Origin of the sequence: Methylophaga sp. UBA3192 (assembly GCA_002363955.1) — a bacterium.
Lineage (GTDB): Bacteria > Pseudomonadota > Gammaproteobacteria > Nitrosococcales > Methylophagaceae > Methylophaga.
The window spans coordinates 597,497-614,343 of sequence record DEXE01000006.1 but is presented as its reverse complement, the minus strand read 5'-3'; the positions used below and the strand labels follow the sequence as shown (position 1 = coordinate 614,343).

20 protein-coding genes and 1 riboswitch are annotated in these 16,847 nt (G+C 45.4%); of the genes, 8 read left to right on the top strand and 12 right to left on the bottom strand.

Annotated elements, in window-relative coordinates:
* Positions 1 to 71: 71 nt before the first annotated feature.
* Entirely contained in the window at positions 72 to 1,676 is a 1,605-nt protein-coding gene (locus B2337_RS09965; RefSeq protein WP_292415170.1) for a L,D-transpeptidase family protein, read from the bottom strand.
* A gap of 289 nt (positions 1,677 to 1,965) precedes the next feature.
* Here B2337_RS09965 and B2337_RS09960 point away from each other — a divergent pair, with 289 nt between their 5' ends.
* A complete protein-coding gene (locus B2337_RS09960) occupies positions 1,966 to 2,724 on the top strand; it encodes a murein L,D-transpeptidase catalytic domain family protein (RefSeq protein ID WP_292415169.1) in 759 nt (252 codons plus the stop codon).
* 46 nt (positions 2,725 to 2,770) lie between these two features.
* Here B2337_RS09960 and B2337_RS09955 read toward each other — a convergent pair whose 3' ends face one another.
* From B2337_RS09955 to B2337_RS09930, 6 genes are all read right to left on the bottom strand, one after another.
* Positions 2,771 to 3,469: a class I SAM-dependent methyltransferase gene (locus tag B2337_RS09955; protein WP_292415167.1), complete on the bottom strand. Its 699-nt coding sequence runs from the start codon at positions 3,467 to 3,469 to the stop codon at positions 2,771 to 2,773.
* A gap of 188 nt (positions 3,470 to 3,657) precedes the next feature.
* On the bottom strand, positions 3,658 to 3,990 hold the full coding sequence (locus B2337_RS09950) for a hypothetical protein (RefSeq protein ID WP_292415166.1): 333 nt from the start codon (positions 3,988 to 3,990) through the stop codon (positions 3,658 to 3,660).
* 73 nt (positions 3,991 to 4,063) lie between these two features.
* Entirely contained in the window at positions 4,064 to 4,384 is a 321-nt protein-coding gene (locus B2337_RS09945; RefSeq protein WP_292415165.1) for a hypothetical protein, read from the bottom strand.
* Positions 4,381 to 4,614, bottom strand: a complete 234-nt coding sequence (locus B2337_RS09940) for a hypothetical protein (protein WP_292415164.1) — start codon at positions 4,612 to 4,614, stop codon at positions 4,381 to 4,383. Before B2337_RS09940 ends, B2337_RS09945 begins: the two co-directional genes overlap by 4 nt.
* A gap of 98 nt (positions 4,615 to 4,712) precedes the next feature.
* Positions 4,713 to 5,288 (bottom strand): DUF4236 domain-containing protein, encoded by a 576-nt coding sequence (locus B2337_RS09935; RefSeq protein ID WP_292415163.1) that lies wholly within the window; start codon positions 5,286 to 5,288, stop codon positions 4,713 to 4,715.
* 2 nt (positions 5,289 to 5,290) lie between these two features.
* Positions 5,291 to 6,049 carry an ion transporter gene (locus B2337_RS09930; RefSeq protein ID WP_292415161.1) on the bottom strand — a complete coding sequence of 253 codons (759 nt, stop codon included), beginning with the start codon at positions 6,047 to 6,049 and terminating at the stop codon, positions 5,291 to 5,293.
* Between the two features lie 399 nt (positions 6,050 to 6,448).
* Here B2337_RS09930 and B2337_RS09925 point away from each other — a divergent pair, with 399 nt between their 5' ends.
* Positions 6,449 to 6,679 carry a TA system antitoxin ParD family protein gene (locus B2337_RS09925; RefSeq protein ID WP_292415160.1) on the top strand — a complete coding sequence of 77 codons (231 nt, stop codon included), beginning with the start codon at positions 6,449 to 6,451 and terminating at the stop codon, positions 6,677 to 6,679.
* On the top strand, positions 6,654 to 6,980 hold the full coding sequence (locus tag B2337_RS09920) for a type II toxin-antitoxin system RelE/ParE family toxin (protein WP_292415158.1): 327 nt from the start codon (positions 6,654 to 6,656) through the stop codon (positions 6,978 to 6,980). Before B2337_RS09925 ends, B2337_RS09920 begins: the two co-directional genes overlap by 26 nt.
* A 152-nt stretch (positions 6,981 to 7,132) precedes the next feature.
* On the opposite strand, the gene hutG is transcribed toward B2337_RS09920, so the two are convergent.
* From hutG to B2337_RS09905, 3 genes are all read right to left on the bottom strand, one after another.
* On the bottom strand, positions 7,133 to 7,936 hold the full coding sequence (gene hutG, locus B2337_RS09915; protein WP_292415157.1) for an N-formylglutamate deformylase: 804 nt from the start codon (positions 7,934 to 7,936) through the stop codon (positions 7,133 to 7,135).
* 268 nt (positions 7,937 to 8,204) lie between these two features.
* Positions 8,205 to 9,122, bottom strand: coding sequence for a restriction endonuclease (locus tag B2337_RS09910; RefSeq protein WP_292415156.1), 918 nt, complete (start codon positions 9,120 to 9,122; stop codon positions 8,205 to 8,207).
* Positions 9,123 to 9,170: 48 nt separating this feature from the next.
* Positions 9,171 to 9,719 (bottom strand): Smr/MutS family protein, encoded by a 549-nt coding sequence (locus B2337_RS09905; RefSeq protein ID WP_292415155.1) that lies wholly within the window; start codon positions 9,717 to 9,719, stop codon positions 9,171 to 9,173.
* Between the two features lie 89 nt (positions 9,720 to 9,808).
* Positions 9,809 to 9,913: riboswitch (TPP riboswitch) on the top strand.
* Between the two features lie 108 nt (positions 9,914 to 10,021).
* On the opposite strand from B2337_RS09905, the gene thiC reads away from it, so the two are divergent.
* The 5 genes from thiC to thiE are packed head-to-tail and all read left to right on the top strand — an operon-like array spanning position 10,022 to position 15,382.
* Positions 10,022 to 11,833: a phosphomethylpyrimidine synthase ThiC gene (gene thiC, locus B2337_RS09900; protein ID WP_292415153.1), complete on the top strand. Its 1,812-nt coding sequence runs from the start codon at positions 10,022 to 10,024 to the stop codon at positions 11,831 to 11,833.
* A 21-nt stretch (positions 11,834 to 11,854) separates the two neighbouring features.
* On the top strand, positions 11,855 to 12,925 hold the full coding sequence (locus tag B2337_RS09895; RefSeq protein ID WP_292415152.1) for an NAD(P)/FAD-dependent oxidoreductase: 1,071 nt from the start codon (positions 11,855 to 11,857) through the stop codon (positions 12,923 to 12,925).
* On the top strand, positions 12,915 to 13,136 hold the full coding sequence (gene thiS, locus B2337_RS09890) for a sulfur carrier protein ThiS (RefSeq protein WP_292415150.1): 222 nt from the start codon (positions 12,915 to 12,917) through the stop codon (positions 13,134 to 13,136). Before B2337_RS09895 ends, thiS begins: the two co-directional genes overlap by 11 nt.
* A 1-nt stretch (position 13,137) precedes the next feature.
* Positions 13,138 to 13,935, top strand: coding sequence for a thiazole synthase (locus B2337_RS09885; protein WP_292415149.1), 798 nt, complete (start codon positions 13,138 to 13,140; stop codon positions 13,933 to 13,935).
* On the top strand, positions 13,928 to 15,382 hold the full coding sequence (gene thiE, locus B2337_RS09880) for a thiamine phosphate synthase (RefSeq protein WP_292415148.1): 1,455 nt from the start codon (positions 13,928 to 13,930) through the stop codon (positions 15,380 to 15,382). Before B2337_RS09885 ends, thiE begins: the two co-directional genes overlap by 8 nt.
* A 4-nt stretch (positions 15,383 to 15,386) precedes the next feature.
* Here the strand turns inward: thiE and B2337_RS09875 are convergent, their stop codons facing one another.
* Together B2337_RS09875 and B2337_RS09870 are read right to left on the bottom strand one after the other, a co-directional pair.
* Entirely contained in the window at positions 15,387 to 16,229 is an 843-nt protein-coding gene (locus B2337_RS09875; protein WP_292359252.1) for an OmpA family protein, read from the bottom strand.
* Positions 16,229 to 16,744, bottom strand: a complete 516-nt coding sequence (locus B2337_RS09870; RefSeq protein ID WP_292415146.1) for an adenine phosphoribosyltransferase — start codon at positions 16,742 to 16,744, stop codon at positions 16,229 to 16,231. The genes B2337_RS09875 and B2337_RS09870 overlap by 1 nt, the downstream gene beginning before the upstream one ends.
* Positions 16,745 to 16,847: the final 103 nt, after the last annotated feature.

Below are 16,847 nucleotides of genomic sequence, written 5' to 3'. Positions count from 1 at the left end.
CGGGAAAGAGCAGTGCACAGCCGCTTTTGATTTAGTCGATTCGACAGACCTGATAACTGATTACAGAGCGATCAAGGCGGTAATTCAGTTAAAAAGGTGTTTATTCTTCTCTGCTGCGCTTTAAGGGCCGTCGCCAATTCAACATCGCGCTGATACACATCCGGCCTGAATTCCACCCGGCCATCTTCATCTGCTGCTGCAGTCCAGTAGTCCATTAATATTGGTACTCTGGCAGGCAAGGGAATATTGCGAGTCTGTCTCCGTTCAATAGCGTCGATTATCGCGTTATGGGTTTGCTGACTTGCGCCAGCGAACAGCTCGTCAGCCAGGTTTCTGGCCCCTTCTACACGTACACAGCCGGAGCTGTAAGTACGTCTGTGACTGGCAAACAGACTCTGACTGGGAGTGTCGTGCAGGTATACAAAAAAGGGATTGGGAAAACGGATCACCACCAAGCCCAGGGCGTTGTTCGGTCCCGGATCCTGGCGTAGCTTAATTGACCCCGGATTTTGCCAGTCAATCGTGGCAGGGTTCAGCTCGCGTCCATCCTGATCCAGCACTCTGAGCCGGTTGGCAGCAAGATACGCTATATTCTTACGGATTTCCGGTAGCTTGTCCTGGCGATAAATGGTGGGTGGCACGGTCCAGTTAGGACTAAAAGTGAGATAGCTTACTGAGGATCTGAGGGCAGGGGTCTGGCGGCGGGCAGTTCCCACCTGCACTTTTCCTTGCCAGATGATCTGACCATCACGAGTATAGGTAACCTGGGCACCGGCGATATCAACCAGCAACAGTGTGGGCGATATTTCCCGCTCCAGCCAGCGCATACGTTCCAGGTTGATCTTAAACTGCTCCTCGCGAAAATGGCGTGACAGATTGAGCGCATCCAATGTTTCAGGACCCACAATACCATCTACCTTCAGGCGATGCTGGGCCTGAAAATTCTTTACTTTTTCCACTAACGCTGCATCGTAGTGATCACCAGGGTGAGAAGGGCGATTGTCTGGCGCAATGTCGGTGTTGGGGATTTGTATCAATCGTTGGTGCAGAACCGATACCCTGTCATCATTCATGCCGGGCCTCAACAGCGGGCCATGGGGCACATAAGGCCAGTTTACGTCACGATGTTGTTGATGCCAGATCTTATATGCTGAGCGTAATTGCCGGTAAGCAGAAGATTCTGGCCGGGCATGATCAATCGCGGTAGCGATATTCTGCAGACCTTGGCGAGCCACGACACCAAGGTTTTCAAGCGACACTGCATCGATCCCGTTGTCTTCCTCCTCAACGAGGCGCCAGATGGGAGCGATAACAGAACGATCGAGAAAACCATACTGCAAGTGGTAGAGCGCTGCCAGGTAGGCCGTGGAAGCCAATAAGTCACGACAGGCTAGCGTTTTACCATCAGTGTTCCCAATTATGCGCCATCGTTCCAACTGCAGGATGGCGTACATTTCAGGATCCAGGCCATCCCATTTCAGATCCGTCAGGGCAGCCAGCAGGGCATCATAACGTTTTTGATCGGTCCATAATGGAGCGGGGAAATGGTTACCGTAAAGGCTCTGTAGCCAGTCCGTCTGCGACTTTGATCTGCTGGTATCCGGAACGCGACAACGTTTATCGTCTGACAGAATCGGAGCAACATCGCTGGCGAACTCTGTTTGTAAATTGCTCACGGCCAGCACGTGACTGGGTAATACCGAGATGACCAAAAAGCATGCTGTCAAAGCGCACCACTTTTGTAACAAAATGTACAACCTTCTTGCTCCTTTCTTCAAGCCTGCTAGAATCCACCATTGGACTTGCTTAGCTTTCATCTCCGCCGCTGTTGTGAGCTAAACAAGCCCTAACCATAACATTGTTGATTGGCATGCGGATGAATTGTGCAGTCGCACCATTATTCCGGTTCTGGCATATTGACTCGTCCCTGAAAAGGGCACCAGAGCATTACGAGGGGAAAAAACGATGCACCAGTTCACATTCCGGCGCCTGACGGCAGCCTTTGTCTTAAGTTTTCTGCTTGTTCTTTCCATTCCCTCCCATTCCAACGATAACGCCATTAATGCAATAGGTTTCAAGTCAGTACAGCCCTCCCTCAATGAAGACCTGGTCAGGCAGGCCCCAAACCTGAATCGGGCCGTGCTGGACAAGGCCATCGCCGCCATGACGTGTGCCGTCAATCACGGTATTGATCAGGCTTCAAGACTGGCGATTATCGACTTTTCTCTACCATCCTCTGAACCACGCCTGTGGATCTTTGATCTGGATAGCCGGTCACTGATACTTGAAGAGCTGGTAGCCCATGGCCGCAATTCAGGTGACAACGTGGCCAGCAAATTTTCCAATGTAGAGGGTAGTCACAAGTCAAGCATCGGTCTTTTCCGGGCTTCTGAAAGTTATATTGGCCGGCACGGTTATTCCTTGCGGATGGATGGTCTGGAACCCGGCATCAATGATCGCGCCCGGGAACGTGCAATCGTTATCCATGGCGCCGACTATGTGAACAACCAATGGATTAAACAACATGGCCGCATTGGCCGCAGCCATGGATGTCCGGCGGTGAGCCGGGATGTTGCCGATCAGGTGGTAGATATCCTCAAGGATGGTCAATTTGTCTTTTCTTATTATCCAGATGATAAGTGGCTCGCTTCATCCCCCTATCTCAACTGCCAGCCTGAGCGGGTGGCAGCTATTGTTGCGCCACTGAAAAATTCGGGTAGTTGATGCACAAGCGTTGCCTTCCCAAAGCAGCCTGTTTGAGCTGTTGATATCAAACAGTCTTGATACCGTACCAACCGCTAATCATAAACGCCTGAAAAAACCGTATCGGCACGTCAATCCCGGCTTGTTTTAGCAGGTGTGCAGTTTCTGCTGGTGAGATGACGGAAAGCATTTCGCGTAGTTGCATTGGCAGATTCGCCAGTGATTCCGGAGTGGCTCCCATCATCGATTGCACGGCTTCCCAGTTTTTTAACATGAATGGAAATTCGGCTGAGTCCAAATCAAAGCTGATTTCAGTACTAATCAACATGCCATTAGTGCGTAAGCGGCTATACATTGCCTGATAAAAATTCAATCGGTCTTCATGCTTCACGAAGTGAGCAACCAGAATACTTAACACCGCATCAAAGCTGTCACCTTCAGGCACATCGTCAACATATCCATGAATCAGCTCACAACGATCCCGCACGCCAGCTTCGATAAGCCTTTCACGGCAGACATCCAGCATCCCAATAGATGGATCGACGCCAACAAAGGTCCAGTGAGGAAATGATTTGGAAAGGGAAATTATCTCGGCACCAGTACCAACACCCACACACAGAATACGCGCCTGCTCTGGAGCATTTTTTAAAATAAGCCGAATCAGAAAATGCATATTATCGGCAATAGGAGCCAACTGCCGGTTTCGTTCATCATAAACCATTGCACCATTTGTAAAATGGTCGATCACAGTGGAGTCGGTATTCATTCTGAAAGGCTCCTGCTAAGTTTTGCCGAGAGATTTGTTTTCCACATGTTTAAATTTGCGCTTAGTAAATAGGGTAGAAGTTAACTGAATTTTCAAGCTAGCTGAGCCCTTGAACCGCTTTTTTCGGAAGCGTTTTCTTTAATTAATTCCTAAAGGGAGGCGTACCCTTTAATTATTCGATGCAATTCTTAGAGGTTTTTTTTCAAACTTTTACGCCACTCAATGCCATGGAATATGGCAAGAACAATTAACGCAAAACTAAAAGCTAATATCCCAAGCCATCCTACCCATGGGTAAGGACTCAAGTTTGCAATAAGGCATAGATTATGAGCAGTTATAAGAAAACCAGAAATTACCAATGGAACATCTGCCCACATCAGACACGCAGCGTATTTAAAGAGTTTGTCTCTATCTGCTTCCTGCTCTTTAGTTTTGTCGAGTATTCGCCTTCTAACTGTAGCTATATAAGCGGTCAGAGCGATCACTATGCCCAGAAGGCTCCATAATTGTTCGATAATCATATCTTTTCTCCTTAACTACTCAATCAAAGGGGCAGTGGCTTCTCGCATGATGACCATTGATACAATATTTACCTTAAATATTTTTTGGTTCAATTGCTTTGAATATCCCCGTTTTAGTCATATTTCTGACTAACTCAAATTGTTCTAATGCGGCAAGAGGATCAATAACTTCAGGTGCTTCAAAATTAATATTTTTCCATTGCTCTCGGTCGACTTTAACGCTTAAAAGATATTGATCTTCATGATGACCGGTAGCAATATCCTGTCCCTCAATATAACCGGATAGCATGATACTGTTGAGCGAAGGAAGACGATGGAAGATTTCAGCGATAATGCGTAATGCTATTGCATGAACATGATCTCGATAGAGCGCTCTCTTTATAGTGGCATTCATCGGTTTGATGGAAACTTTGTGGCATTCATCGGTTTGATGGAAACTTTTGAAAGGGACTTCAATGCTTGGTAACGACTAGTAGGCAATTTATCTTCAGTAGGCAAACAAACATCGACCGCTAACGTTGTGTAATCATCACCAAAATCAAAATCTATTTCGGTTTCATAAGGCCAATCAATAGTTGAAAGGTAGTGTTCAAGTACATCACTCATTGCTTCAATATCATCCAAAACGTCGATGGTTTCTCTTTGCTTACGAAGCGTTTCGCTATTTTCAAATGCCTTTTTATCTTCGTGATAATGCTGCAGCGTAATTTCATACGAAGATTTCAGGCTGGCATTTTGTGACAGAATTTTTTCTTTAATGGTGGCCAGATTAAAGCTAATAAACCAACTTTTGTATATTTGGGTTCTTCAGGAGTTGTTTCAGGAAATTCACATTCAATGAACACAGGCTGATCTTGGGGCGGTGGAAGAGTGTGATGAACGGTTGTGATTTTACTAAGGTGTTTATTTTTATCATCGCATAACACTTGAACCATCTCAGCAAGGCTTTCTGAATAATGTCGCTTCAAATACTGCATTTCAGAACCGGTCAAATCTTCAAGCGTATCTGCATTATATAATTTCAGTTGACCATCATCTTCAATCAGACCTTTTACTGAAAGATTCCTTTGGTCGGTTCCATTCGAAAGTGATGATTTTTGTTTAACCTGTTTATTTGAGTTCAGCTTACTTCGGTATGACAGTCCAGTTCCGGGGATGCCAGTATTTCCATAAACACCTTTTGGTCCGGCACTCACACTGGCTCCACGCACCCCAGCAGAAATACCAAGGCCACTTTTACTGAGATTCAGGTGAAGTCCTTTCGCAATTTTAATTCTTCTTTGAAATCTAAAAGCCATGTTTAATCTCGCTTTTGTTTGCGTTTTTGAAGAACATCACTAAAAGCGGAAGCCAGGATGCCGGTTGGCAAAGCAATCATGCCCACACCGGTAATCGCTGTAATTGCGGCAAAGACTTTTCCTAACGCGGTAATTGGCGTGACATCCCCATAACCTACTGTGGTCAAAGTTGCGATGCTCCACCAGAGTGCTCTTGGAATACTACCGAAAGCTTCTTCCTGAATATCACCTTCTAAAACATAAAGACAGGCGCTGGAAAATACCAGTAGCACCATGGCTACGGCCATACTTAAAATCAGTTCATAACGCCTGATTGAGATGGCTTTAATAATGGCCGTCATGGCCTGTGAGTAACGGCCAAGTCTGGCGATCCTCAACAACCTTAGTAACCGAATAAGCCTCAACATAAACGCATTTGAGGAAGTAAATGTCAGCAGAAAGGGAAGTATGGCAAGCAGATCGATGATTGACCAAAAGCTGAAAACGTATCGGATTCGGCCCCGAAACCCCTGATATTTCTGTATTTCACCAACTGCATAAAGTCTTGCCAGATATTCAACAGTGAAAACTGACACGATTAAAAGTTCTACGAGATTAAACAGCGAAGGTGAGAGCTCGTAGACGGATTGTTCCGTCTCAATGATGGCAAATAACGCTGAAAAGACAATTAAGGTATAGATGAATTTATTAACAGGAGAGAGGCCTTTACCGGGCCAGGCAGCAGGAGATAAATGTGTAAACAGGCGTTTTCTTAAATCCATTTTTGTCAGCCTGCAATTAACGAAGCCAAAGCCTATAGTATGACCAAAACTCTTGATTGCCAACTGTGAGTGAAAAGGGCTATTAACTTCTTGTTCCCATGCTCCTGCGCGGGAATGTACTTGTTCATAACAACATCAAGTTTGCTGACCCCATTATCCTTCTAAATACTCCATCTTGTGCGAGCGATAATGGAGCATCAAAATGTTGCGTAAGGCGACATTTTGTCGCATAATCGATTTCAACGAGTTATCATCCTATTAATGAAATTAAAAACACTTAAAAATCAAACGAAACCAATGACATTCAATAAGACCAGCTAAATAAACATCAGTAGGTTCTCTAGAATTTAAACGACATTGATTGCACTAAACGCAACTAAGAAACTAAAGGTAATAAATATGGCTACTAGCGTAAGACTGGATGATGAGTTTGTCACGATTGCCAGAGTTCATGCAGAAGCAGAAAGCCGCTCCCTACCTAAGCAAATAGAGTATTGGGCAAAAATTGGTCAAATCATGATCGATAACCCGGACTTGTCGTATGAATTTGTGCGTGAATCTTTACTGGCGACCGAAGAAGTCAAACAAGGATTAGTTAAACCTTATGTCAGAAGAACAAAACGAAATTGATGTTTATGAATCGCGACGATTTGAGAAAGCCATTAAAAAGCTGACAAAAGCGCAACTCAAAGTGGTTGAAGATGAGATAGAAAAAATCATTGAAGACCCTGAGATAGGGGAGCAGAAGAAAGGCGATTTAGCTTTTTTGAGAGTGCACAAATTTCAACTTGATAAACAACTGGCACTTTTAGGATACTCTTGGTTGGAAGACAGGCTTGAGATATATCTGCTGCAACTGGGTTCTCACGAAAACTTTTATAAAAAGATGAAAGGGCAACGCAAAGTTGATCAGAAACTGATTAAATCTTAGTAAGTTAATGCTGGTGAAGAAGTCTGTTTGAGTCGGACTAATTGATTAGATATATCCTTTCAAGTTGGCTGACCCCTTGATTTGCTCCCCTTGATTTGCTTTGGCCTATCAATGTCACCCTATACGAGGAATGAGCTGACGTTTAACTGGGCTCAGGCATGAGCCCAGTTCACCAGCTTAACAAACAGACCTTTCAGTTCTGACTGCAATGCAGCAGCCCGGTCAGCAGAATACGGAGCAGGAGCGTCACCTTGAACTTCGTGCATGTAGCTTTGCTGAGCTATTTCTAACTGCAACCCGTGAACCTGACTGGAAGGCTTGCCAAAATGACGGGTTATCCAGCCACCTTTAAACCGACCATTATGCACGAAAGAAAAATTACCACCGGATAAATGCTTTTCGACCAGAAGGGCAAGGTCTGGAGCGCAGCTTCGACCACTATTCGTACCTAGGTTCAAGTCGGGCAAAGTACCGTCGAACAGTCGTGGACATTGTGAACGAATCGAGTGGGCGTCAAACAGAATGACAATGTCGTGATCCAGCAACAACCGGTCCAACTGGCCCCGAATAGCGGCATGGTAGGGTTCAAAATACTGCTTTTTACGACGTTCAATCTCTGCGTCGTCAAGAGGCGCTGAATACAGCGGCTGACCATCAAAACGGGTTGTTGGACAAAGCTCTGTGGTGGCCTGGCCAGGGTACAATGACTGACCGGAAGGGTCCCGGTTTACATCGACCACGCAGCGGGAAATAGCAGTACGAACGGTGGATATTCCCATTGAGCTGACAAAATCATACAACTGGTGCACATACCAGTCGGTATCTGTCAGGGCTTGTTCGGTCGAACAGGCAAGCTGAGATTGGATAGCATCGGGTATTTGCGTTCCGGTATGCGGTAAGCTCATCAGTACGGGGGCGCTGCCCTGATTGATTTCCAGCCATTCGGTTGTCATCATTGAAACTCCAAAATAAAACTTTGTGTTTTGGCCTTTCTCAGACCGTTAGCCAAAGGAGGGAGAAAACCGTGCAACCAAATCGTGCATCAATGGGGTCAGACACCATTGATTGTGAAACCGTTGATTGTTGCTTGGAGCGACTAGAAGTGAAGTCAATTTCAATTGTCTCTAATTTCAATCTACTCTGACCCTATTGATTCAAGTTTGCTGACCCCTTGATTTTGCAAGCTCCTGCGAGGGAATGGACTTGTTCCAATAATGATCAGGTTTACTGACCTCTTGATATTGTGTTCTCAAGTTCTTTAATTAAATGTTTTGTAATGGGTTCAAACCATTTTTGGTTGAATTGGGCGCATCTTTGGTAATGTGTTGCTTTGGGATAATGTCCACTGTCGTAGTCAATATTTTTCCAATTAGAAAGTACATCATTTTCAATTATTGAAAATGGGCCTATGTTAGATTTTTTTATACTATTATTCAACACGTCAATGATTGCTTTCGCTGGTAGAAAAATTCCTTCATTAATATAAGTTTTACTTTGCACTAAAAAACCAACTTTCATAACTAAATTAAAATTTTCTTTTTCAAATATAGTAAATTCATAAAAATGTTCACCACTACCTAACTTAGATATATTAGAGTTGAATTTCGCAATAAATTCCAAAAATATTTTGGTATCAAGTTCTTTTAAAACACCATGAATAAATTGCAACTCTTCAACTCTACTAAGTGAGTGCTGTCCTTTTGTGGTAAAAGATATGTTAAGTTTATTATCAACATTTGAATAAGTTACTTTAATCGGAACGTGTAACTTATTTCTTATAATCTTGTTTTCTGAGTTGATAAGTGAATAAAGCTCAATGTGCCCAAGTCTTTTTGCTCTTGATATTGCATTTTTTGAAAATCCAGAGTTTGATACTATAACTCCAATATTTGCGCCAACATCATCAACTTTTCCAACCATTTCATCGACTATTTTTACTCCTATTTTTGTTTTGTGATCTTTACATTCGATTATCATATTTACTGGTGCTCCGAGTAAATATGATTTCACCTCAACATCTATTTGCCGTTTTGTCCCTGAAGCTCCAGTAATAAATGTATTTTTAAATACTTCTGCATCACCGGAAAATAGTTTTACTATTTCATAAACTGCTTCCTCAAAAGATTTTCCAGTGTTTTTCATGATATTCATGCTTCCTTGTATTATTAGATAAGATAGGTGATATCTATATTAATACTGCCTCTTCAACAGAACATACAAAGCCCCAGTCCCGCCATCTTCTATCGTTGCACTGCAAAACGCCAGTACGGCATCACTTTGTCTGAGCCAGTGATTCAGTTTGCTTTTTAATACCGGTTTGTTATCGCGTGATCCCCAGCCTTTGCCGTGAATGATTCGTACGCATCTAATCTTTTCTTGCTGACATTGTTCGAGAAAATGGGAGAGGGTGGGTTCGGCTTTGGCTAGGGTGAGGCCGTGCAAGTCCAGTTCGGCTTCGAGATGTACTTTGCCGTTTTTAAGTTTGGCGAATTGGCGGTTTTGAATGCCGTCACCACGATATTCGAGATATTCTTCGTTACCCACGGTTTCCGGGGAGAATAGGCTGGAAAACTCGCTAGTGTCATGGGTGAGTTCGGCTGCGGAGGGTTTTCTGACCTTTGGTGGCGGTGGTGGTTTTCGATGCACTAAACGGTCGTGTTTGATCGGCTCGGCGTCGCTCATTTCATTGCGAAACAAGGAAAAATCGTCGTCATCATTTTTATTTTTGTTATCTGCCATGGCCGATGTTGCCTGATTTGATGCCGTTTGATGTGACCCATTGTGCCAGATGATGCTTGTGTAAAAAATCATTTTTAGTTTAGGATTATTTCCACTTGTCGGGGTGCCACTCTGAATTTTCAGAAATGGCTGAGATGAAACCCGTTGAACCTGAAGAGGCTAGAACCTCCGTAGGAAACAAGCCGGAATGCCGGTACGTCTGATTGTCTGACTGTAGCCGCCGTGTATCTCCATCACCTTGTTCGCGAAAGCGCAACGTCTTCATTTCCCCCGACCTTTTTATTCTAATCAGGGGAAAGCACATGTCATCAGCCAGTCCAAAAGTTATTGATATTACGGGCCGTAGCGGCATTACTACCAAGCCGTTACCGGGTTCTGAAAAAATCTATATTACCGGTAGCCGTGATGATCTGCGGGTGCCATTTCGTCAAATTGCTCTGACCGATACTCCGAACCGTGATCCGAATCTGCCGGGCGAGCCGAATGATCCGGTCATGGTGTATGACACGTCGGGTATTTACACCGATCCCACTGAAACCATCGATCTGGAAAAAGGCTTAACGCCGATTCGTCAGCAATGGATTGAAGAGCGTGACGATACCGAAGTGTTACCGGCGTTCAGTTCTAACTTTACCCGTGACCAGGATGATCAGGAATTTGATATTCCATTGTTCACCAATCGTCGTCTGCCACGCAAAGCCAAACCAGGTAAGAATGTCAGTCAGATGCACTATGCCCGTCAGGGCTTGATAACACCCGAAATGGAATATATCGCTATTCGTGAAAGCATGGGCCGTGCAGCCTTGCAAGCCAAAGGCGAGTTGCCTGTCGATAAACCCAACCACATCACCTCGGAATTTGTCCGTAAAGAAGTCGCTGAAGGTCGGGCGATTATTCCAGCCAATATCAATCACCCTGAAGCCGAGCCGATGATTATCGGTCGTAACTTTCTGGTGAAAATCAACGCTAATATCGGTAATTCTGCCACCACATCTTCTATTGAAGAAGAAGTTGAAAAAATGGTGTGGAGCACCCGTTGGGGTGGCGACACCGTAATGGATTTGTCGACTGGTAAACATATTCACCAGACCCGTGAATGGATCATCCGTAATTCACCAGTGCCAATCGGTACCGTGCCGTTGTATCAGGCATTGGAAAAAGTAAACGGCATTGCCGAAGATCTGACCTGGGAAGTATTTCGCGATACGTTGATTGAACAGGCCGAGCAGGGCGTCAGTTATTTTACGATTCATGCCGGTATCCGTCTGGCACATATTCCACTAACCGTAAATCGTACCACCGGCATTGTGTCGCGTGGCGGTTCGATTATGGCGGCCTGGTGTCTGGCACATCATGAAGAAAGTTTTTTGTACACGCACTTCGAAGATATCTGCGAAATCATGAAAGCCTACGACGTGTCGTTCTCGCTGGGTGATGGTTTACGTCCGGGTTCACAAGCGGATGCCAACGATGAAGCCCAGTTTGCTGAATTGCGTACTTTAGGTGAATTAACTCATATTGCCTGGAAACATGATGTGCAGGTAATGATTGAAGGACCGGGTCATGTGCCGATGCACAAGATCAAGGAAAACATGGATCTGCAACTGGAAGTCTGCCACGAAGCGCCTTTCTATACCTTAGGGCCATTGGTTACGGATATTGCTCCGGGTTATGACCATATTACCTCGGGCATTGGTGCGGCGATGATTGGCTGGTTTGGTACGGCAATGCTGTGTTACGTGACGCCTAAAGAACATCTGGGTTTACCGAATAAAGATGACGTTAAAGTCGGCATCATTACCTACAAAATTGCCGCCCATGCCGCTGATTTGGCCAAAGGCCATCCAGGTGCAAATGAACGTGATGATGCGATTTCCAAGGCACGTTTTGAATTCCGTTGGGAAGATCAATTCAATCTGGGCCTAGACCCGGATACTGCACGGGCTTTCCATGATGAAACCCTGCCAAAACCGAGTGCCAAAGTGGCACATTTCTGTTCTATGTGTGGGCCGAAATTCTGCTCAATGAAGATTTCACATGACGTGAAAGAAGCCTTTGCCGAGAAATCGGAAGAGTTTAAGGCGGCTGGCAGCAAAATCTATCATCAGGTTTGATTGGATCGGATCTCGATCGCTATGAAGCATTATCTGATTATCGGTAGCGGTCTGATTGGACGCCTGACAAGCTGGCGTCTGGTTCAGGCCGGTCATGCCGTGACGATTCTGTCATCAGACGATAAAGCCGGTACCGACAGTGCCGGTTTTATTGCGGCTTCGATGATTGCGCCATTTACTGAAGCGGTGACGGCAGATAGGTCGATTCGGGATCTGGGCATTCAAAGTCAGGCGCTGTGGGATAAATGGCTGGCTGAGTTTGATAAGCGAGTGTTTTACCCGAAAACCGGAACACTGGTGGTGGCACATGAAGGTGATAAGGCTGAACTTGCACGTTATCAGCGTCGTGCAGTGCATATTCTGGATACGACTGATTATCAACAGATTGATGCTCAGCAGTTGCAGAATCTGTCACCTGAACTGGCCGAAAATTTTCAGTCAGCATTGTATTTTCCGGAAGAGAGTTGTCTGGATAATCGCCAGTTTTACCAGCAGGTAGGTGAGTTTCTAACCAAACACGCTAACTGGAAAACCATTGAATCGATTGAAACCTTGACTAACGCCACATTGGAACAATTGTGTCAGCAAACGCTTGGGCATTCGCTCGATAAATTTACCTCGGTGATTGATTGCCGGGGTAATGGCAGCAAAGCGGATTTGAAAGACTTGCGTGGTGTTCGCGGTGAAGTTCTGCGTGTTTATGCACCGGAAGTTAATCTGCAACAGTGCGTAAGGTTAATGCATCCACGTTATCCCCTCTATCTGGCACCTCGACCGGATCAGCAATATGTGATTGGGGCAACGGTAATTGAATCCGAAGATCGCTCGCCGGTCAGTGTGCGCAGTGCCATGGAATTGCTATCAGCGCTTTACAGCATTCATAAAGGATTTGCCGAAGCCCGGGTATTGGAAATGCGGGCACATTGCCGTCCTGCATTACCTGATCATTTACCCACCATTCGCCAGCAGGATTGGGGTTATCAAATTAACGGACTGTATCGGCATGGTTATTTGCTGGGGCCGGTGATGGTCGAGCAATTACTGACAAAATTATCAGAACACACAGATTCGGGAGTGCGTTATGCAAACTGAGTCGATTCAACCTATTTCGCTTATTTTGAATGAACAGACCGTGGAAACCACAAGTACTAATTTGCAGGTTTTTCTGGCTGAACATGGCTGGACAGAAGGCCGATTTGTGGTGGTGATTAACGACAATGTTATCGCCAAATCGGCACATCCAACCTATCAATTATCAGAAGGTGATCGCATTGATGTGCTGTCGCCAATCAGTGGAGGCTGACATGCAGGCATCTGACTGGACCGTTTACGGGCAAACCCTCAGCAGTCGTTTATTTATCGGTACGGCGCTTTATCCTTCACCGCAGGTTATGTGTGATGCCATCAAAGCCTCAGGCGCTCAGGTGATTACCGTTTCACTGCGACGGCAAAGTGCTGGTCAGGCCAATAGCGGTCAACAATTCTGGAATATGATTGAAGCGATGGGCTGTCATTTATTACCCAATACCGCAGGTTGTTACAGTGCCGCCGAGGCAATTAAAACAGCCCATATGGCACGAGAGTTATTTGAAACTGACTGGATCAAACTGGAAGTATTAGGTGACAGTTTTAATCTGCAACCGGATCCGTTTGCCTTATTGGAAGCTACCAAAACACTGATTGCCGATGGTTTTAAGGTGTTTCCGTATTGCACCGATGATCTGGTGTTGTGTCAGAAACTGGCTGATGCCGGTTGTGAAGTGTTAATGCCGTGGGGTGCACCAATTGGTACTGGACAGGGATTACTCAACCCTTATGCATTGAGAACATTAAGAGAACGTCTGCCGGAAATTACCTTACTGGTCGATGCGGGCATCGGCAAACCTTCTGATGCAGTGCAGGCGATGGAACTCGGTTATGACGGCATTTTATTAAATACCGCCGTGGCCGAAGCGCTGGAACCGGCACTGATGGCCGAAGCGTTTAAACAATCCATTAATGCCGGACGTCTGGCGTTCGAAGCGGGCATTATGCCAAAACGTGATTCCGCCAAGCCCAGTACCCCAACTCTGGATCAACCAATTTGGCAGCACCATGGCTGAGCAAAATCAAACGGCAATCCTATTAATTGGTGGGCTGGATCCACAAGGCTGTGCCGGACTGACGGCGGATATTCAAACTGTCAGTCATCATGGTTTTCATCCTGTGCCACTGGTGACCTGTGTCACCGAACAAACCCATAATGGTATGCGTGCGCTGAATCCGTTATCTGCTGAGAAATTTCTCAAGCAATACGAAAGCAGCGTGGCTGATTTTGACATTGCAGCAATCAAAATTGGGTTGATTCCAAATCTTGAAATTGCCCAGGCCATTGAACGTATTCTGACAAACCATGATGTGCCGGTGGTGATGGATCCGGTGATGGCTGCAACAAGTGGTGGTCAACAAGCATCACCTGACGTACTGGAGTTTGTTCGCAAGTCAGTTTTACCAAAGATCACATTGCTCACCCCAAATCTGCCAGAGATGCAGTACATAACCGATAACCCTGATTGGTCAATTGAAAAACAGGTGCGTCATTTAATTGAAGATGGGTTATCCGCTTGTCTGGTCAAAGGTGGTCATGGCGATCAAAGTTTCGTTTCAGATTATTTTGCCAATGCATTTAGTCAATTTTATTGTTATCAGCCACGACTGAATAAAAATGTTCGCGGTACCGGCTGTGTGCTGGCATCCAGTCTGGCGTGTTATCTGGCGCAGGGCGAAGATATCCGTGATGCGGTGATTTTATCGCGTAGTTATATCAATCGCGGTATTCGGCAATCACAGTCACTGGGCCCTTATCAGCTGTTCTCTCACCAAAGACAACCCTTTGAACTTCGCGATATCCCCAGGCTGAGTTATACCCCGGATTTGATTGGCAAAAGTTTCAGTTTTCCTGAATGCCCGGAGCGACTGGGGATTTATCCTGTGGTCGATAGTGCGGATTGGGTTAATCGTTTGTTAACCATTGGTATCAAGACCCTCCAATTACGATTAAAACAATCAGATAGCGCTTTTCTTAATGCAGAGATTGCCAGTGCGGTGGATATCGCCGAGCAGCATGGTGAAATTCAGTTTTTTGTGAATGATCACTGGCGTATGGCGATCGATAATGGCGCTTACGGTGTGCATCTGGGGCAGGAAGATTTGCATGATGCTGATTTGCTGGAAATTGAACAGGCCGGATTGCGGCTGGGGATTTCAACCCATTCATATTGGGAACTGGCCAGAGCATTAGCAGTAAATCCCAGCTATATTGCTTTGGGCCCCATTTTTGAAACCGACAGCAAACAGATGCCGTGGCAACCGCAAGGGTTTGATCGTTTAGCAGAATGGATACGCTTATTAGATGGACATACGCCACTGGTTGCCATTGGTGGGATTGATCCGCCGCGTGCCAGTGAATTGCATAAAACTGGTGTGGGTTCAGTGGCGATGATTTCAGCGATTACCAAAGCATCTGATTATCAACAGGTGACCCGTGAATTGCTGGCTTTGTGGGAATAGGTATTTAACGAATCAGCCGTATTTCAGAACGACGATTCTGTGCGCGTCCTGCGGGTGTTTTGTTATTAGCGATGGGTTTGGTATCACGATAGGAGTGCGTTTCGATAATCCCTTCATCAACCTCAGCCTGTTCGATTAAAAAGCTTTTCACAATTTGAGCCCGTTGTTCGGATAACTCAGTATTGAGTTCACGTCGACCAAAGCTGTCGGTATGAGATTCGATAATGATACGTTTGATGCTGTCGTCAATTTTGAGATAGTCAGCCAGTCGTTGCATTTGTCCGGAAGCTTTATTATCAAGAATCGCTTTTTCGGATTCAAAATAAACATTGAAATATTGCAGATCAGTAAAGCTGTCGGGGTGCATCTGATCTGAACAGGTCTGAAATTCACGCATGGCCGGCACGAACTGAACATTGGACAGAATAATACTGACCGGTTGGGTGTTGCCTTGCGTGGCATACTGCAATTGCACAAACTGACCCAATTGTAATGCCGACAAGGCTTTTCTGGCCGCATTACCTTCAATAACAAACTCACGCTGTCCGTAAGTTACCGGCAAGGTCAGCAGTTTTTGACTAACGTCTTCGCTTTGCCACGGGGTATTGGTAATGACTAAATCGACAGTGTTATGTGCAGCCGGGTGGTCTTGTGTGGTAATGGTTAATTTGATGGCCTCGCCATTGTGTCGATGAAAACTGACATGCCCATAATCGGTCACGTCATGGTGTAAGGCACAGGCCAATGCTGATGCTTCAGTTTCCCATTTGGCTTGATGAACCGCCGATTGAAAAACAGTATTAGCGATAGCGGGTGAAGCGAACAGCAAAAAAAGTAAAAATTTCATCAGTATTGAATTACGCTATGAACATTAAAATCGGTTAACAGGGAACGACCATTCAGGGCAGTGATTTCCATCAGAAATGCACAGCCAACCACATTACCACCCAGTAGCTGGATTAATTCACAGCTTGCTTTGGCCGTGCCGCCGGTCGCCAGTACATCATCAACGATTAAAATATTGTCATTTTCAGCCACGGCATCAGCGTGAATTTCCAGGCTGTTTTCACCATATTCCAATTGGTATTCGACCTTGTGTGTAATGTGTGGAAGTTTGCCAGGTTTGCGCAGGGGAATAAAACCGACCTCCAACATGGAGGCGGCCAGTGATCCAAAAATAAAGCCCCGTGCTTCCATACCTGCGACGGCGGTAATACCGGAATTTCGATAGGGGGCAATCAGTAATTCGACGGCCTGTCGCAGTAAGACAGGGGATTGCATAAGTGGAGTGATGTCTTTAAATAAAACGCCGGGTTCGGGAAAATCTGCAATATCACGGATCTTGGTTTTTATCTCGTCCATCTGACGCCTAAATTATTTGAGAAGGGATAGTCACCACCAGTATTATAACGACACCAATTACAAGATCTGTAATGCAATTTCCCAGAAATTTTTTCAGGAGTAC

Excerpts from the sequence above, each read along its gene's own strand:
- B2337_RS09955 (WP_292415167.1), bottom strand. The coding sequence starts at position 3,469 with ATGAATACCGACTCCACTGTGATCGACCATTTTACAAATGGTGCAATG.
- B2337_RS09930 (WP_292415161.1), bottom strand. The coding sequence starts at position 6,049 with ATGGATTTAAGAAAACGCCTGTTTACACATTTATCTCCTGCTGCCTGG.
- B2337_RS09950 (WP_292415166.1), bottom strand. The coding sequence starts at position 3,990 with ATGATTATCGAACAATTATGGAGCCTTCTGGGCATAGTGATCGCTCTG.
- B2337_RS09885 (WP_292415149.1), top strand. The coding sequence starts at position 13,138 with ATGCAGGCATCTGACTGGACCGTTTACGGGCAAACCCTCAGCAGTCGT.
- B2337_RS09895 (WP_292415152.1), top strand. The coding sequence starts at position 11,855 with ATGAAGCATTATCTGATTATCGGTAGCGGTCTGATTGGACGCCTGACA.
- thiC (WP_292415153.1), top strand. The coding sequence starts at position 10,022 with ATGTCATCAGCCAGTCCAAAAGTTATTGATATTACGGGCCGTAGCGGC.
- B2337_RS09935 (WP_292415163.1), bottom strand. The coding sequence starts at position 5,288 with ATGGCTTTTAGATTTCAAAGAAGAATTAAAATTGCGAAAGGACTTCAC.
- thiS (WP_292415150.1), top strand. The coding sequence starts at position 12,915 with ATGCAAACTGAGTCGATTCAACCTATTTCGCTTATTTTGAATGAACAG.
- hutG (WP_292415157.1), bottom strand. The coding sequence starts at position 7,936 with ATGATGACAACCGAATGGCTGGAAATCAATCAGGGCAGCGCCCCCGTA.
- thiE (WP_292415148.1), top strand. The coding sequence starts at position 13,928 with ATGGCTGAGCAAAATCAAACGGCAATCCTATTAATTGGTGGGCTGGAT.
- B2337_RS09945 (WP_292415165.1), bottom strand. The coding sequence starts at position 4,384 with ATGAATGCCACTATAAAGAGAGCGCTCTATCGAGATCATGTTCATGCA.
- B2337_RS09870 (WP_292415146.1), bottom strand. The coding sequence starts at position 16,744 with ATGGACGAGATAAAAACCAAGATCCGTGATATTGCAGATTTTCCCGAA.
- B2337_RS09925 (WP_292415160.1), top strand. The coding sequence starts at position 6,449 with ATGGCTACTAGCGTAAGACTGGATGATGAGTTTGTCACGATTGCCAGA.
- B2337_RS09905 (WP_292415155.1), bottom strand. The coding sequence starts at position 9,719 with ATGGCAGATAACAAAAATAAAAATGATGACGACGATTTTTCCTTGTTT.
- B2337_RS09960 (WP_292415169.1), top strand. The coding sequence starts at position 1,966 with ATGCACCAGTTCACATTCCGGCGCCTGACGGCAGCCTTTGTCTTAAGT.
- B2337_RS09875 (WP_292359252.1), bottom strand. The coding sequence starts at position 16,229 with ATGAAATTTTTACTTTTTTTGCTGTTCGCTTCACCCGCTATCGCTAAT.
- B2337_RS09910 (WP_292415156.1), bottom strand. The coding sequence starts at position 9,122 with ATGAAAAACACTGGAAAATCTTTTGAGGAAGCAGTTTATGAAATAGTA.
- B2337_RS09920 (WP_292415158.1), top strand. The coding sequence starts at position 6,654 with ATGTCAGAAGAACAAAACGAAATTGATGTTTATGAATCGCGACGATTT.